The following is a 15481-nucleotide window of genomic DNA, read 5'->3' on the forward strand; positions in this document are numbered from 1 at the left end:
CCTGCTCGGCCTGCTTCAGCGCGACGCGCGCTTCATCGATTTCGTCGAGGAAGACATCGCGAAGTATTCGGATGCCGACATCGGCGCGGCTGCGCGCCTCGTGCATGAAGGCTGCCGCGCGACGCTGCGCGAGCACTTCACGATCCGACCGGTGCGCGACGAAGCCGAAGGCAGCCGCGTGACGATCAACGAAGGTTTCGACGCGACGGCCATCCGCCTGACGGGCAACGTGGTCGGCAAGGCACCGTTTTCGGGCAGCATCAGCCATCGCGGCTGGCGCGTCGCCGACGTACGCCTGCCGAAGCTCACGCAAAGCCACGACGCAACCGTGCTCGCGCCCGCGGAGGTAGAACTATGAGCGATCCGCGCTATTCGATCGGCATCGATCTGGGCACCACGCACTGCGCGCTGTCGTACGTCGATCTCGCCGCCAGCGACGGCGAGAAGACCGAGCAGCAGGTCATGCCCGTCACACAATTGACCGCCCCCGGCGCGATCGAAGACCTCGATCTGCTGCCGTCGTTTCTCTATCTGCCGCACGAAAGCGAGCTGAGCGCCGGCGATCTCGCGCTGCCGTGGACGGGCGAGCGCACCTTCGCGGTCGGCGAAATGGCGCGCAGCCGTGGCGCGGGCACGCCGATCCGCCTCGTGTCGAGCGCGAAAAGCTGGCTGTGCCATCCGGGCGTCGACCGCCGCGCGGCCATTCTGCCGAGCGACGCGCCGCCCGAAGTCACGCGCGTGTCGCCGCTCGAAAGCTCGGTGCGCTACCTGACGCATCTGCGCGAGGCCTGGAACCACGCGCACCCGGACGCGCCGTTCGACCAGCAGGAAATCACGGTGACGATTCCCGCGTCGTTCGATCCCGCCGCGCGCGAACTGACGGCGGAAGCCGCCAATGCCGCCGGTTATGGCCCGATGACGCTGCTCGAAGAGCCGCAGGCGGCGCTCTATAGCTGGATCCAGAAGAGCACGGGCGGCTGGCGCAAGCAGGTCAAGCTCGGCGACATCATCCTCGTCGTCGACGTCGGCGGCGGCACGACCGACCTGTCGCTGATCGCCGTGATCGAGCGCGAAGGCAATCTGGAGCTGCATCGTGTGGCCGTAGGCGAACACATTCTGCTTGGCGGCGACAACATGGACCTCGCGCTCGCGCACGTGGTCGCGCGCAAGCTCGCCGCGCAAGGCACGCAGGCCGATCCGTGGCAACTGCGCGCCCTGACCTACGCGTGCCGCAGCGCCAAGGAAACGCTGCTGTCCGATCCGTCGACGGATACCGTGCCGCTCGTCGTACCGAGCCGCGGCTCGAAGCTGATCGGCGGCTCGATCCGCACCGAACTGACGCGCGCCGAGCTCACACAGATCATCCTCGAAGGCTTCTTCCCGCAAGTGGAATCGTCGGCCCGGCCGGTGGTGCGCACGCGCGCGGGTCTCACGCAACTCGGCCTGCCGTATGCGCAGGATGCGGGCATTACGCGCCATCTGGCGGCGTTCCTCGGCCGCCAGGTTGCGGCGCTCGCCGACCTGCAAGGCATGCTGCCCGACGCGCAATCCGCGCTTCAGGCGAACGCAACGTTCCTGCATCCCACTGCCGTGCTGTTCAACGGCGGCGTGTTCAAGTCGCCGCTGCTGGTCGAGCGGATCATGTCGACGCTCAACGGCTGGCTCACCGCCGACGGCGCCGCGCCCGCGCGCCTGCTCGAAGGCGCGGACCTCGATCTCGCCGTCGCGCGCGGCGCCGCGTACTACGGCTACGTGAAGCGCGGACGCGGCGTGCGCATCCGCGGCGGCACGGCACGCGCGTACTACGTCGCGATCGAATCGGCGATGCCCGCCGTGCCCGGCATGGAACCGCCCATTTCCGCGCTGTGCGTCGCGCCGTTCGGCATGGAAGAAGGCACCGATGCGCCGCTGCCGGAACAGGAATTCGGCCTCGTGGTCGGCGAGCCGGTGCATTTCCGCTTCTTCGGTTCGTCGGTGCGGCGTCTCGATCAGGTCGGCACGATGCTCGACTACTGGTCGCCCGACGAACTGCAGGAACTCGAAGAAATCCAGGCGACGCTGCCCGCCGATGGCCGCACCGTCGGTGAAGTCGTGCCCGTCAAGCTGCATGCGCGCGTGACGGAAGCCGGCACGCTCGAACTCGAAGCAATCCCGCGCGGCACGGACGAACGCTGGAAAGTCGAGTTCGACGTGCGCGGCGGCGCGCAAGGCTGACCACCAGGGCTTCGATGAAGGACAAGCAAAGGCAGAAGCGGCTGGCCGCGCGTTACACGGTCGGCATCGACCTCGGCACGAGCAATACCGTCGTCGCGTATGTCCAGTCGGGATCGGACGATATCCGCGTGTTCGATGTCGACCAGCTCGTCGCGCCCGGCGAAGTGGCCGCGCGGCCGCTGCTGCCGTCGGTGCGCTATCACCCGGCAGTTGGCGAGCTGAATCCGGGCGATCTGCAACTGCCCTGGCCTTCTGCCGAACCGCAAACGGCCGACATGCTGCCGCCCGTCATCGGCCAGCTTGCGCGCGCGCTTGGCGCGCAGGTGCCGGGCCGGCTCGTGACGAGCGCGAAAAGCTGGCTCTCGCATGCGTCCGTGGACCGGCTCGCGCCGATCCTGCCGTGGGGCGCACCCGACGACGTCGCGAAGGTCTCGCCTGTCGCCGCGAGCGCCAGCTATCTCGCGCATGTGCGCGCCGCCTGGAACACGCGCTTTCCCGATGCGCCGCTCGAACAGCAGAACGTGGTGCTCACGGTGCCCGCGTCGTTCGACGAAGGCGCGCGCGCGTTGACGCTCGAAGCCGCACGTCTCGCGAAACTGCCGGCATTGCGGCTTCTGGAAGAGCCGCAGGCCGCGTTCTACGACTGGCTGTTTCATCATCGCGACAAACTTGGGGCTGAGTTAAAAGACACCAGGCTCGTCTTGATCTGCGACGTCGGCGGTGGCACAACCGACCTCACGCTGATCAAGGTTCAACTCGATGCAGACGGCGAGCCGCAACTGACGCGCATCGGCGTCGGCAATCACCTGATGCTCGGCGGCGACAACATGGACCTCGCGCTCGCGAGGCTCGTGGAAACCAGGCTTGCACAGTCGCAGGACGGCCAGACGAAGCTGTCGGCGGCGAGCCTGTCGCAACTGGTCGAGCGCTGCCGTGTGGCGAAGGAACAGTTGCTTGCTGAGAACGCGCCGGAGTCGGTGGCGATCACGTTGCTGGGTTCTGGCTCGCGTCTGATCGGCGGTGCGCGCACCACGCATCTGACGCGCGACGAAATCGCGCGCATCGTGGTTGACGGATTTTTTCCGCAAGTGTCCGCCGATGAGATGCCGCGCCGCTCGCGTGCGGCGATTGTCGAATTCGGTCTGCCGTATGCAAGCGATGCGGGCGTCACGCGTCACGTCGCGGCGTTCCTCAAGCGGCTCGCTGCGCAATCGCGCGAAGCGCTTGGTGAGGAAGGCGAAAACGACACCCTGCCCGTGCCCGACACGCTGCTGCTCAACGGCGGCGTGTTCCGCGCGCAGGCGTTGACGCAGCGGCTCGCCGACACGCTCGGCGCGTGGCGCGGCAAACCGCTGAACGTGCTGCGCAACGATCATCCCGATGTCGCCGTCGCGCGTGGCGCGGTCGCCTACGGGCTGGCGCGCGCGGGCAATGCGCCGCGCATCGGCGGCGGATCGGCGCGCAGCTATTTTCTCGTGCTCGAAGGCGATCAGGGCATCTGCCTGTTGCCGCGCGGCACGGAAGAAGCCCATGAAGTGCATCTCGACGATCGCATGTTCGCGCTGAGGCTGGGACAACCGGTGCGTTTTCATCTGATGTCGACGGTTGCCGATACGCACTATAAAGCCGGTGAACTCACCGCTCTCTCGCAAGGCGACTTCATCCGCCTGCCGCCGATTGCAACCGTCGTGCAACGCCGGCATGCGTCCGATGCCGACGAGCGGCCCGTGAAGCTCACGACGTCGATCACGGAAGTCGGCACACTGGAAGTCAACTGCATCGCCACCGACGATCCTGCACAACGCTGGCTGCTTCAATTCGAACTGCGCCGCGATGAAGCGTCGGCATCGGTCGATGAAAGTGGCGAAACACAACGCCATCCACAACTCGATCACGCAATCGAATTGATCGAGCGCGCGTTCGGCGCGCGTTCATCGAATGTCGGGCCGAGCGAAGTGAAGCGTCTGCGCGCGCAACTCGAGCAGACACTCGGACCGCGTGAAAGCTGGGATGTCGCGCTGCTGCGCGAACTGTTCGGCGCGTTGTGGGAACGCGCGAAACGCCGCCGGCGTTCGGCCGATCACGAGCGTTCGTGGCTCAATCTGGTGGGCTATTGCCTGCGCCCAGGCTTCGGCTATCCGCTCGACGAATGGCGCGTCGAGCAGATCTGGTCGATTTTCGACGACGGCATCCAGTACATCCACGAAAGCCAGGTGTGGTCGGAATGGTGGACGCTATGGCGTCGCGCGGCGGGCGGCCTGAACGAAGATGCGCAATTGCAACTGCTCGATGCAATGGAGTTCCTGCAAGCCGCAAGCATTAAAAAGCAGAAACTGCCGTTCGATCCCGCCAAGGTCGGCTATGCGGACATGATCCGCGTGCAGGCGTCGCTGGAACGGATTTCCGTCGATCGCAAGATCGCGCTCGCGCAGCATCTGCTCGAGCGGCTGCGCAAGCCTTCTGAGAATCATCAGACGTGGTGGGCAATCGGGCGTATCGGCGCGCGCTTGCCGTTCTATGGCAGCGCGCATGGCGTCGTGCCGCCCGAAGTCGCGCAGTCGTGGCTCGAAGCCGTACTCGCGCTCGACTGGAAGAAGGTCGAGCCCGCCGCGTTCGCCGCCGTGCAGTTGTCGCGGATGACGGGCGACCGTTCGCGCGATCTGCCCGACGCCACGCGCGAAACGGTGATCCGGCGGCTTGAAACGCTGGGCGCAGCGCCCGCGTGGATCCAGATGGTGCGCGAGACCGTCGCGCTCGATGAAGCCGACACCGGCCGCGTATTCGGCGAATCGCTGCCGGCTGGGCTCAAGCTGATCGGCGGCGCCTAGCGCTCAGAGAGTCTGCGCGCGCACGGGTGCACGCTTGCTGCCCGCATGTTCATGGCGATGAGCGGGTTCGCTGGCCGGCTGATCGCGGCGTGAACCGGTTGCGGTCGCTACGAGCACCGAACGACGCGTGCAGCGGCCGACCACATCACTCATCCGCTCTTCCCAGAAGCGCCATTTGGTGCCGTGACCTGCGCCGACCACGATCATGTCGGCGTCCAGTTCATCGGCGAGCCGCGCGATCCGGCGGCCCACGCTGCCACCTTCGAGCTGCACCGTGATGGCTTTCGCCTGAATGTCCCAGGCGTCCATTGCGAGCGTTTCGTTGCAGCGGCGCTCGACGACGTGCTCCAGTTCCTCGACCATCCTGAGCGAGTCGAGGCAGCCGTACTCGACGCCCGTCATCGCCCACCAGGGCATCGTGTCGACCACATAGACGGCCGTCAGGCGCGAGCCCGTGTGGCGGGCCTTGTCGATGGCCGTCTTCAATACGCTGCCGTCACAGTTTGCGCCGACTGCTACCAGGATGTGCTTGCTCATTTCGTGTGCCTCCGTCGTCATGTGTTACATCATGTGAGGCATGATGCGACGCGACAGTTAGCGATAAATGAGCGTGCAAAGGTACGATTGAACTGAAGAAATGGAAAGGCGCGGAAAGGTGCTTGAGCACGCGGAAGCGGATGACGCGGCGCGCGCCATCCGTTGAGAGGATCAGATGATCAGACGCGAAATCTTCGAGCCTTCCAGCGATACGCCCGCCATCAGCCCGCCGTTCGTGAGCACGAACGCTTCGACTGGACTCATCGCCGTCGATGTATCGACATTGCCGTTTGCGCCGACCTTCACGAGCGCGACCGTTGCGTCGACGCCTGCCGACCAGCCCTGGCTGCGCGTGAAGTTATTGAGCGCGTCGTCCGTCATGAACAGCATGACGATCGCCTTCGACTGCGCGCCGATCTGCAGCCCGAACGACGCCGCCGCAATGCTGTAGTAGCCCGACGTCTGCCCGCCGACGCGCAGCGCGCCCTGCCCGTATTGCCCGCCGAACCAGAAGCCTGCCGAGATCACGGAAGGAAACACGAGAATGCCACGCGACTTGTCGGCGAGTTCGCGCGAGCCGCCGATCGAGTTGTAGAGGCGCGCGAGCGTGCCGTTGACGTCGGCGTCGATTGTCTGGCGCTTCGCTGCGTTCGCTTCGGTCGAGTTATCCGACGATGGCCCCGTGGTCGTGCAGCCCGCGAGCGCGAGCCCGCCTGTGGCGAGCGCTGTCGTGCTCAGCGTGATGAATCGGCGGCGGTCTATGGTCATCTTTTCTCCCTTGTCTGACGTCGTGGTTGATACCGCTTGCGGTTGGATCGATCCTATCCGATGACAGCGAATGCCGCGCCGTAGTTCCTTACCGCGAGCGCCTCAAGGTTTTGCGATGCGCTCGTGAAGCGCGCGGCAATGGCGGACCAGCTCGGGCCTCTTCAGCACATAAGCCTTTAAAGGCGTGTCTATCGCGTAAAAGTAAATGTTCGCGACAAAGCCGTAGATCGCAGCGTCGATGCTGGTGGGCTCGGGGCCGAACACGAAGCCGCTGTCGCCGAGCAGATCGGCCACCACGCGCAGATCGTCAATGCCTCGCGCGTACACCTGGTCCGGTTCGTAACGGCCGATGCCCTGATAGTGATAGCGCTGCCGGTTGTACTCGCGCGCCGCTTCGAGATCGTTCGCAGTGACGTCTGCGTGCTCGCGCAGCACGGCATCGCGGAACGCGGGCCAGTAGCGCTCGTCGCGCCAGCGTGAATAGCTCATCGGCCAGTAGAGATCGTCGAGTGTGCGGCGCACAAGAAAGTCGAGGTTTGCCTGGCCTTGCGACAGGGCGCTGTCGATTTGCAGATCATATTTGTCTTTCAGGTACGCGATGATTGCGTCGCTGTCGCCGATTGTTTCGTTGCCGTCCGATAGATAGGGCAACTGGCCACGCGGTGCGCGTGCTGTGTCGAGAATGTGCTGATGCTCGAAGTCGAGTTGGCACAGCCGCATGAATGCATAGACCTTCAGGCCGAATGCGTTGTTGTCGGCTACGCCGAACAGATCGGGATATGAGTAGAGAGTCAGCATGGATGAAGTCTCCGGAGCGCGGGTTGTTGTGGTTGGTTTCTTTATTCTGCGGGCATGCGTTCTTTAGCATCTTTTTGTGTTGTTCTGTGTGGGATGGCGCACGTTCGCGGGGGTGTTTTTTTATGGTTTGGGGCGGGTTGGGATGCTTTTGGTGGTTTGAATCTGGTTTCGCTGGCATCCGCGATATGTCTTGCCTGCTTCACGCGTTGCCCCTGTGCGGGGCGGCACTTACTTTCTTTGCCGCCGCAAAGAAAGTAAGCAAAGAAAGCGGGCTAACACCGCCAATTCTTGACCACAGCCTGAGGGCCCCCAACGGTTCCTCCGCTTCAAACGCCAACGTCTCAGTCGACGCCCGTTGCCAACGCTTCGGCTAAGCGCCTCACCCGCTCCAATCACCCGTAGCACCGCCAGCGGCAGCGAATGGTTACGGTCGCCCAGGTGGCAAACTGTGTGTAGGTCGTAGTGCCTCACACCTCAGCGCTCCTACGACACCGATCGTGCTTTTCAGTCCAAAGTAAAGCACATGCGGTGCGAAAGCCGACACACAGTTTGCCGCTATAGAACGTGGGCGATGCGATCGCGCGTGTGGCGACGCGGGAGTGTGAAGCGGGTGATGAGCCGATTCGAAGCGTTGGCAGCGGGCGTCGAGAAGAGTGACGCCGCATGAAGGAGAGGACCCGTTGGGGGCCCTCAGGCGGGAACAAGAATTAGCGGTGTTCAGCGGCTTTCTTTTGCCTACTTTTCTTTGCCGCGGCAAAGAAAAGTAGGTGCCGCCCCGCACAGGGGCGACGCGTGAAGAACCGATAACAAATCGCGGACGCCAGCGAAAGCCCAAAAAAAACCACTCAACGCGTCGCAGACACACAAAAGCACCCTCCACCCAGAGAAACCATTTTTATTCGGTTTTAATACAAATCGCGCTACGCTAGATCAAATGTCAGTCTGGAGAAAGGGCATGACGAAGACCCGAGCGATCCTGCGCGCCATATTCGGCATCCACCACCACGATCACAACGACACGGCGCGCCGACGCGCCAACGAACGCAGCGTCATGATGCGCGTGACACTCGACGCGCAACACGTCACACCGTTGCGCCGCGCACTCACTCGCGATTGCGCGGGCCAGCCCTGGACCATCCGCATCGCGACGCTGCCGCATACGGAACGCGTGCAGCTTTCGCTGTATCTGCCGAAGGACGCTGTGAACGGCGCAATCCAGCAGGTCACCCGCATCGCGCCCGCCGCGCAGTTCGGCCATCTGTTCGAGATTCCCGACTCGCCCACCGACGGCTGGCGCGATCTGCTGCGCGCCACCTCGTGGGCACAAGCCGCGAGCGCGCTGCGCCCCGCGAAGGCCGCCGTCAAAGCCGCCGAAGACGACGTCGAAACGCTCGACCGGCTGCTGATTCCCGACAACGTGCTGCTCGACACGGATCTCGCCGATCGCGCGGCGCTGTTCGCGCAGCTAGGCGCGTTTTGCGAAACGCGTTATGGCGTGCCCGCCGCTCAGGTGATCGACGGATTGAATGCGCGTGAAGCGCTCGGCTCGACGGGGCTCGGACAAGGCGTCGCGGTGCCACATAGCCAGATCGCGGGCCTGTTGACGGCCGTGGTGCTCTATGTGCGCCCACGCGTACCGCTCGATTTCGACGCGCCCGACGCCAGGCCCGTCACCGACGTCATCGCGCTGCTCGTGCCGGAAGGCGCAAACACGATGCATCTGAACCTGCTCGCCGACGTCGCGCAACGCTTCTGCAACCAGTATTTTCGCGAGCGCCTGCATGCGTGCGGCAGCGCGAGCGAAGTGTGCAGGCTGTTCAGCAACGCGGACGAGCCATCCGACCTGCCCTCACCCATGCCCCATCCCACTGTGCGGTCTGCTGCGCCAGGCACGCGGCTCAGGGCCTGAACGCCGGCGCAGTTGCGCTGCGCGCCCATTTTTAACGCGTCTCGTCGTGGCCTTGCAGCCCCGCGCTGCAGGTCATCCGCCTTGCCTGCCTCATGCCCTTGCCGTTTTGCGACGCAGCAGCGCAGGCGCCGCGTGACGCTCGTACACGCCCCGCGCGCGGCCAGCGCCCACCCCGAAAGTTGGTAGGATGGCGGGATACGCTGGAGTATCGATGGCAAAGCGCGAAGTGGAATCCTGGTATCGGCCGCCCGTGGACGACGTGTGTCCTTTGTGCGGCCGCGCGATTCCGGCCGGCCAGCGCGACGAGCATCATCTGGTACCGAAGACGGAAGGCGGACGCCTGACGGTCGCGCTGCACAGGATCTGCCATCGGCAGTTGCATGCGCTCTTCTCGGAGCGCGAACTGGCAACGCGATATGCATCGGTGGAGCGCCTGTTGGAGAACGAACAGGTGAGAGCCTTCGTGAACTGGGTGCGCACGAAGCCGGATGGCTTTCACGAACGCACCCGCAGCAGCCGGCGAAAGCGCTGAAGCGCAGGGCGCGGCGGATGGCTTCGTGCCGACAACAACGGAACAAGTTATGCCTGTGTACGACTACGAGTGCGCCGAATGCGGCGCGTTTGAAGCAGTGCGGCGCATCGCCGATCGCGACGAGCCCGCCGGCTGTCCCCGCTGCGGCACATCCGCCGAACGCGTGCGGGTCGGTGCGCCGGCCTTGCTCGGCGGCGGCTCGTCGAGCGGCGCATCCGAGGGTGAAGGCGGGTATGGGATGCGTCATCGCGGCTGCTCGTGCTGCCCTTGAGCGCAAGCGGGCCTCGCTGCACGGCCCAACACCTGTTTTCGTCCACCACCTTCTGAGATCGCATCCATGCCGCTTCGCCTGCCTCCGCTGAATTCGCTGCGTTTCTTCGAGGCAGCGGCGCGGCATGGCAGTTTCAAGCTCGCGGCGGCCGAGCTGAACGTGACGCCGAGCGCAGTCAGCCACGGCATCGTCGCGCTCGAAGATGCGCTCGGCGTCGCGCTGTTCGTACGCGAGCCGCGCAAACTTTCGCTGACGCCTGCGGGCGAACAGTACTTTCCGTATATCGCCGAAGCGTTCTCGCTGATCGCGCTCGGCACGCAACGCCTGCCCGACAACCGCACGCACCGCACTGTCAACGTCAGCTGCGCGCCGACGCTGGCCGTGCGCTGGCTCGTGCCGCGCCTGCACGATTTCCGCGCGAAGTGGCCGACCATCGACGTTTCCGTCGATACATCGCGCCGCCAGGTGGGTTTCCCGATCGACGGCTTCGATTTCGGCATCCGCCTGAGCCTTGGCCCGGTGCCCGGCAGCGACTGGAACCGGCTGTTCGGCGAACGGCTCGTGCCCGTTTGCAGCCCTGCGTATCGCGACAGCTTGCGCGATGCCCACGGCAACGTCGCGTTGCGCCGCGCCACGCTGATTCACGTCGATACGGCTAGCGAAGACTGGCAGGCCTGGCTGGACGGTGCGCAAATCGACGATATCGACGCGGCGGGCGGGCTGCGCTTCGACACGATCCAGCTGGCGCTCGAAGCGGCCACGACAGGCATGGGCGTGGCGATCGGCAGACGGCCGCTGGTGAATCGCGAGCTCGAAGCGGGCACGCTCGTCGAAGCCTGCGCGCCGACCGTCGACGCGAAGACGGCATACTGGCTCGTCAGCGCGGCAGGCACCGACGACCGGCCCGAGTTGCAGGCATTCAGGCAATGGCTGCTCGACGAAGCACACGCGTTCGATGACGAAGTCTCAGCCAATGAAGTCGCGCGCGTGAGCGAAGCAAGCGATTAGCGGCGCCCTTCCCGGTCGCGCCAAAGCGCGCGTGAGTGAATTTTCTTCATCTGTCGCCGAAAACTTTTCGTTTGTCGCGCCGGCATGCCGCTGCGACGATGCGCGTGGAGGAAACGAAACATGTCGACAGCCAAATCCACGTACGCCGCCACATCGAGAAACCAGACACTTTATGTGATCGTCGCCGCCGCGTTGATTCTGAGCGCGGCGATGGGCATCCGGCAGACATTCGGTTTGTTCATCGGACCGTTCTCGTACGACCGCGGCCTGCCTGTCACGCTGATCGCGTTTGCGATCGCGCTGCACAATCTGGTGTGGGGTTTCGCGCAACCGTTCGCGGGTGCAGCCGCAGACCGCTATGGCGCCGCGCCCGTCGTCGCTTTCGGCGCGGCGACATTCGCCGCCGGCCTCGCGCTTGCCGCGAGCGCGCCGTCGGTCGTCGCGCTGATCGTGGGGCTCGGGCTGCTGGTGGGCATCGGCGTGAGCTGCACGACGTTCGGCGTGGTGCTGACGTCCGTCGGACGCGTTGCGACGCCACAGCAGCGCAGCATGGCGATGGGTATCGCGAGCGCGGGCGGCTCGCTGGGACAGGTGCTGATGGTGCCGTTCGCGCAACTGGTGCGGGAAACATCGGGCGTGTCGACGTCGCTGTACGCCCTCGCGTTCCTGATGCTCGTTGCAGCGCCCTTCGGCATCCTGCTGGACCGCCGCACAGGCGCGTCGGTGCCGCATACCGTCGCGGCGCCCGCAGCGCCCGCGGCGGGATCGCTGCGCGAGACGCTCGCGCATGCGGTGCGGCATCGCGGGTATCGGCTGCTCACGCTTGGATTCTTCACCTGCGGCTTCCAGCTTGCGTTCATCGCCACGCACCTGCCTGGCTATCTGAGCTTGTGCCATATGCCGATGGGGCTCGGCGCCACTGCGCTCGCGCTGATCGGGTTATTTAACATGGCGGGCAGCTGGGCATGCGGCTGGCTCGGCGGGCGCTTCCGTCAGCAATACGTGCTCGGCTGGCTATACCTGATTCGCGGTGCCACGATTGCCGCGTTCTTCCTGTTGCCGAAATCGACGCTCTCTGTCGTGCTGTTTGCAGCCGTGATGGGCCTGACCTGGCTTGGCACCGTGCCGCTCACGAGTGGACTGATCGCCAAGGTGTTCGGCACGCGACATCTCGGCACGCTGTTCGGGGTGGTGTTTCTCAGTCATCAGCTGGGTTCTTTTCTTGGCGCGTGGCTTGGCGGGTATGTGTTCGACGTGACGGGCTCGTATACGATGATCTGGGCAGCGACTGCCCTGGCAAGCCTGTTCGCGGCGCTTATGCATTTTCCTATCGACGACACGGTTCGTGTGAGCGCCGAACGCGCTAGTGTGTGATGGTGTTTTTTGCTTTTGAGGTGGCATCCGCGTTTTGTTACTGGTGCTTCACGCGTTGCCCCTGTGCGGGGCGGCATGCGCTTTTGGTTTGTCTGGCGACGGTTTGTTTGGTTTGCTTGTGGTTTCGCTGGCATCCGCGATTTGTTTTGCCTGCTTCACGCGTTGCCCCTGTGCGGGGCGGCACTTACTTTCTTTGCCGCCGCAAAGAAAGTAAGCAAAGAAAGCGGGCTAACACCGCCCGTTCTTGACCTCCGCCTGAGGGCCCCCAACAGTTCCTCCACTTCACACGGCGTCCTGCCATTCACTGCCCGTTGCCAACGATTCGAATCGGCGCCTAACCCACTTCAATCACCCGTAGCACAGCGAACGGCAGCGATTGGTTACCGCCGCCCAGGTGGCAAACTGTGTGTAGGTCGTAGTGCTTCACGCATCAGCGCTCTTACGACACCGATCGTGTTTTTTAGTCCGGAGTGATGTGTGTACGTCGCGAAAGCCTACACACAGTTTGCCGCTATAGAACGTGCCCAATTCGACAACGTGTGCAGAGATGCGGGAGCATGAAGTGGGTGAGGCGCCTGTTCAAAACGCTGGCAACGGGCATTGCATGGCAGGACGTCGTGTGAAGCGGAGGACCCGTTGGGGGCCCTCAGGCGGGAACAAGAACTGGCGGTGTTCAGCGGCTTTCTTTTGCCTACTTTTCTTTGCCGCGGCAAAGAAAAGTAGGTGCCGCCCCGCACAGGGGCAACGCGTGAAGCACGAAGGCATAGCGCGGATGCCAGCGAAAGCGAAAGCAATCCATATCCCGCCCTACGCAGTGGAAGTGGAAGTGGAAATGGAAGCAGCAGTAGCAACAACACATCGCTTCCGCGCAGCCAAACACCGCCGCACAAACATCGCCCCTTGCCGCAGCACCTGATTCGCCTCAGGCAAAAACGGCGCAAAACACGGCAACGCATGCGGCATCTCGTGCCATTGCGCGACCTGCACAGTCACACGCGCCCGGTTCAAACGCGCCGCCAGCGCAAATACATCTTCATACATCGCCTCAGCATCGCTGACCTGCAAATGGATCGGCGGCAAATCGTGCAACTCGCCGCGCGCAGGCGACACATACGGATCCCACGCGCTCGCGTCGCCCATATACATCTGCGCGGCTCGCTGGATCGCAAGACGCGTCGTCGGTCCCGTGCCGCGCACGGCGCGCCATGTCGTCGTCAGATCGGCCCAGGGCGAGAACAGCACGGCGCCCGCGGGCAATGCTTCACCAGCATCGCGCAAAGCCAGCAGCAAGGCGAGCGCCAGGCCACCGCCCGCCGAGTCGCCTGCGACGACGATCGAGTCGGCCGCAATGCCGCGCGCGATCAGCGTCCGGTATGCATGCAACGCGTCTTCGAGCGCCGCGGGAAACGGATGCTCGGGCGCGAGCCGGTAATCGGGTGCGAACACGGGGGCGCCGCTGTGCGCGGCGAGCGCGGTCGTCACTGCGCGATGCGTCTGCGCCGACCCGAAGTAATAGCCTCCCCCATGCAGATACAAAATCGCGTTCGCAATGGGGCCGGGTCTTGCCGAAGGGAAAGTCCACAGGCCGGGAAGATCGGCATCGTGCACCCTGCGCGAGCGTGGATGGCACAACGCAGCGAGCCATGCGCCCGGCAGCGACAGCCGGTGCGAGCGCGAGCGCAGCAGCGCGACATCGGGCGCGGCCGCACAGCGCGCGCGGCCATGCCGCCCGACAAGCAGCGGCATCGCCCTGAGAACGACGCGCGCCTGCCAGCTTGCCGCCATACGGCCCCGGCCCGTGCAGCCTCCCATAGCGGGATGGTTTGACATGGCCGTGCTCAGCGTTGCATTGCGCCGAAACCGTCGCTCCAGCCGGCGCAACGCGGATAGCGCACGCGCAGGCCGACACGGGTCGGCATAGCGGATATCCGGTAAGCACGCGTGGCATAGACAGGAGCACACTGTTCGGTGCACACCGCGTTGCGTTGCGGCGCGCAATCGATACTTACAGCGATACGTGTGCGCGTGCAGGGGTCGTACAGTTCGAATGCGGTGCGCAGATCGTTGCGCGCGACAACTACGTTGACTTCAGGAATGCCTTTCATCGCTCTCTCCTCGTCACGCGAACAGCGAGATTGCTGTGCGGTCGAGGAGATTGTGTCGATGTAGAGTGAGAGAAGAATGAGGACGCGCGGTGCTCGGGCAGCGCTCAGGTTTTCGGTGCTTCGCCCAGCATGACGGTCCAGCCGAGGCCGCGTACGTTGCGGATCACCGACTGCCCGAATTTCTTGCGCACCGAGTGGATCAGCACGTCGACGGCGTTGCTCTCGACTTCCTTGCCCCAGCCGTAAAGTTTGTCTTCGAGCTGGTCGCGCGACAGGATCGTGCCGGGCCGTTCGAGAAACGCCAGCATCAGCGCGAACTCACGCGCCGACAATACCGACGACACACCGTTGCAGCACAGCGTGCGCTTGTCGAGATCGAGGTTGAGCCCGTCGTCGCCCAGACGCGACGATGCGTAGCCCGCCTTGCGGCGCAGCACGGCGCGCATGCGCGCCATCAGCTCGGGGACGTCGAAGGGTTTGAGGACGTAGTCGTCGGCGCCGACGTCGAGGCCCTGCACGCGCGCTTCGAGATCGTCGCGTGCCGTGAGGATCAGCACGGGCACCGTATTGCCCGCTGCGCGGGCCGAGCGCAGCAGTTCGATGCCGCTCATGCCGGGCAAGCCGAGATCGAGCAGCACGACGGTGTATTCGGCGGCAGCGATGGCCGCGCTGCCCGCATTGCCGTCGCGCACCCAGTCGACGCTGTAGTCCGCGTCCTGAAGCGCGCGCATCAGACTTTGGCCAATCTGCAGATCGTCTTCAACCAGTAGCACTCGCATGATGTCGTATCCACAGCAACGATATGGGGTCGTTTGGCGCGCGGGACTCTCGCGCGGGATTCTGGTGGGATGATAACCGAGACGGCGCCTGGGTTTGGGTTTGGGTTTGGGTTTGGGTTTGGGTTTGGGTTTGGGTTTGGGTTTGGGTTTGGGTTTGGGTTTGGGTTTGGGTTTGGGTTTGGGTTTGGGTTTGGGTTTGGGTTTGCTATTGCTTTGCGCTGGCATCCGCGTTTTGTTATCGGTGCTTCAAGCGTTGCCCCTGTGCGGGGCGGCACTTACTTTCTTTGCCGCCGCAAAGAAAGTAAGCAAAGAAAGCGGGCTAACACCGCCCGTTCTTGACCTCCGCCTGAGGGCCCCC

15 protein-coding genes are annotated in these 15481 nt (G+C 64.4%); 9 read left to right on the forward strand and 6 right to left on the reverse strand.

Going from position 1 to position 15481, the window contains the following annotated elements:
- From G3O01_RS44295 to G3O01_RS44305, 3 genes are all read left to right on the forward strand, one after another.
- A partial coding sequence (locus G3O01_RS44295; protein WP_205813818.1) for a DUF2760 domain-containing protein occupies nt 1-358 on the forward strand: 358 nt, incomplete at its 5' end.
- Nucleotides 355-2214: an Hsp70 family protein gene (locus G3O01_RS44300; protein ID WP_205813819.1), complete on the forward strand. Its 1860-nt coding sequence runs from the start codon at nt 355-357 to the stop codon at nt 2212-2214. The genes G3O01_RS44295 and G3O01_RS44300, both read left to right, overlap by 4 nt.
- A gap of 14 nt (nt 2215-2228) precedes the next feature.
- Entirely contained in the window at nt 2229-5042 is a 2814-nt protein-coding gene (locus tag G3O01_RS44305; RefSeq protein WP_205813820.1) for an Hsp70 family protein, read from the forward strand.
- A gap of 3 nt (nt 5043-5045) precedes the next feature.
- Here G3O01_RS44305 and G3O01_RS44310 read toward each other — a convergent pair whose 3' ends face one another.
- The 3 genes from G3O01_RS44310 to G3O01_RS44320 all read right to left on the reverse strand — a co-directional run bounded on the left by G3O01_RS44310 (nt 5046) and on the right by G3O01_RS44320 (nt 7145).
- Entirely contained in the window at nt 5046-5579 is a 534-nt protein-coding gene (locus G3O01_RS44310) for a universal stress protein (RefSeq protein WP_205813821.1), read from the reverse strand.
- A gap of 171 nt (nt 5580-5750) precedes the next feature.
- The gene (locus G3O01_RS44315) at nt 5751-6341 is read right to left on the reverse strand and encodes a YSC84-related protein (RefSeq protein ID WP_205813832.1); all 591 of its coding nucleotides are present in this window, start codon (nt 6339-6341) and stop codon (nt 5751-5753) included.
- A 108-nt stretch (nt 6342-6449) separates the two neighbouring features.
- Entirely contained in the window at nt 6450-7145 is a 696-nt protein-coding gene (locus tag G3O01_RS44320) for a glutathione S-transferase C-terminal domain-containing protein (RefSeq protein WP_205813822.1), read from the reverse strand.
- A 955-nt stretch (nt 7146-8100) separates the two neighbouring features.
- On the opposite strand from G3O01_RS44320, the gene G3O01_RS44325 reads away from it, so the two are divergent.
- The 5 genes from G3O01_RS44325 to G3O01_RS44345 all read left to right on the forward strand — a co-directional run bounded on the left by G3O01_RS44325 (nt 8101) and on the right by G3O01_RS44345 (nt 12239).
- The gene (locus G3O01_RS44325; protein WP_205813823.1) at nt 8101-9054 is read left to right on the forward strand and encodes a PTS sugar transporter subunit IIA; all 954 of its coding nucleotides are present in this window, start codon (nt 8101-8103) and stop codon (nt 9052-9054) included.
- A 211-nt stretch (nt 9055-9265) separates the two neighbouring features.
- Nucleotides 9266-9586 (forward strand): HNH endonuclease, encoded by a 321-nt coding sequence (locus tag G3O01_RS44330; protein ID WP_205813824.1) that lies wholly within the window; start codon nt 9266-9268, stop codon nt 9584-9586.
- A gap of 49 nt (nt 9587-9635) precedes the next feature.
- Complete coding sequence (locus G3O01_RS44335; protein ID WP_205813825.1) at nt 9636-9857, forward strand: FmdB family zinc ribbon protein; 222 nt, start codon at nt 9636-9638, stop codon at nt 9855-9857.
- A gap of 66 nt (nt 9858-9923) precedes the next feature.
- The gene (gene gcvA, locus G3O01_RS44340) at nt 9924-10865 is read left to right on the forward strand and encodes a transcriptional regulator GcvA (RefSeq protein WP_205813826.1); all 942 of its coding nucleotides are present in this window, start codon (nt 9924-9926) and stop codon (nt 10863-10865) included.
- A 120-nt stretch (nt 10866-10985) separates the two neighbouring features.
- Entirely contained in the window at nt 10986-12239 is a 1254-nt protein-coding gene (locus G3O01_RS44345; RefSeq protein ID WP_205813827.1) for an MFS transporter, read from the forward strand.
- An 807-nt stretch (nt 12240-13046) separates the two neighbouring features.
- Here G3O01_RS44345 and G3O01_RS44350 read toward each other — a convergent pair.
- From G3O01_RS44350 to G3O01_RS44360, 3 genes are all read right to left on the reverse strand, one after another.
- Nucleotides 13047-14069 (reverse strand): alpha/beta hydrolase, encoded by a 1023-nt coding sequence (locus G3O01_RS44350; protein ID WP_205813828.1) that lies wholly within the window; start codon nt 14067-14069, stop codon nt 13047-13049.
- A gap of 8 nt (nt 14070-14077) precedes the next feature.
- A complete protein-coding gene (locus G3O01_RS44355) occupies nt 14078-14344 on the reverse strand; it encodes a hypothetical protein (RefSeq protein WP_205813829.1) in 267 nt (88 codons plus the stop codon).
- A gap of 104 nt (nt 14345-14448) precedes the next feature.
- The gene (locus G3O01_RS44360) at nt 14449-15123 is read right to left on the reverse strand and encodes a response regulator transcription factor (protein ID WP_205813830.1); all 675 of its coding nucleotides are present in this window, start codon (nt 15121-15123) and stop codon (nt 14449-14451) included.
- Nucleotides 15124-15217: 94 nt separating this feature from the next.
- On the opposite strand from G3O01_RS44360, the gene G3O01_RS44365 reads away from it, so the two are divergent.
- Nucleotides 15218-15481 (forward strand): hypothetical protein (locus G3O01_RS44365; RefSeq protein WP_205813831.1); only part of this gene is annotated, 264 nt, incomplete at its 3' end.

The sequence above is a fragment of the Burkholderia sp. Ac-20365 genome (assembly GCF_017104715.1).
GTDB lineage: Bacteria > Pseudomonadota > Gammaproteobacteria > Burkholderiales > Burkholderiaceae > Paraburkholderia.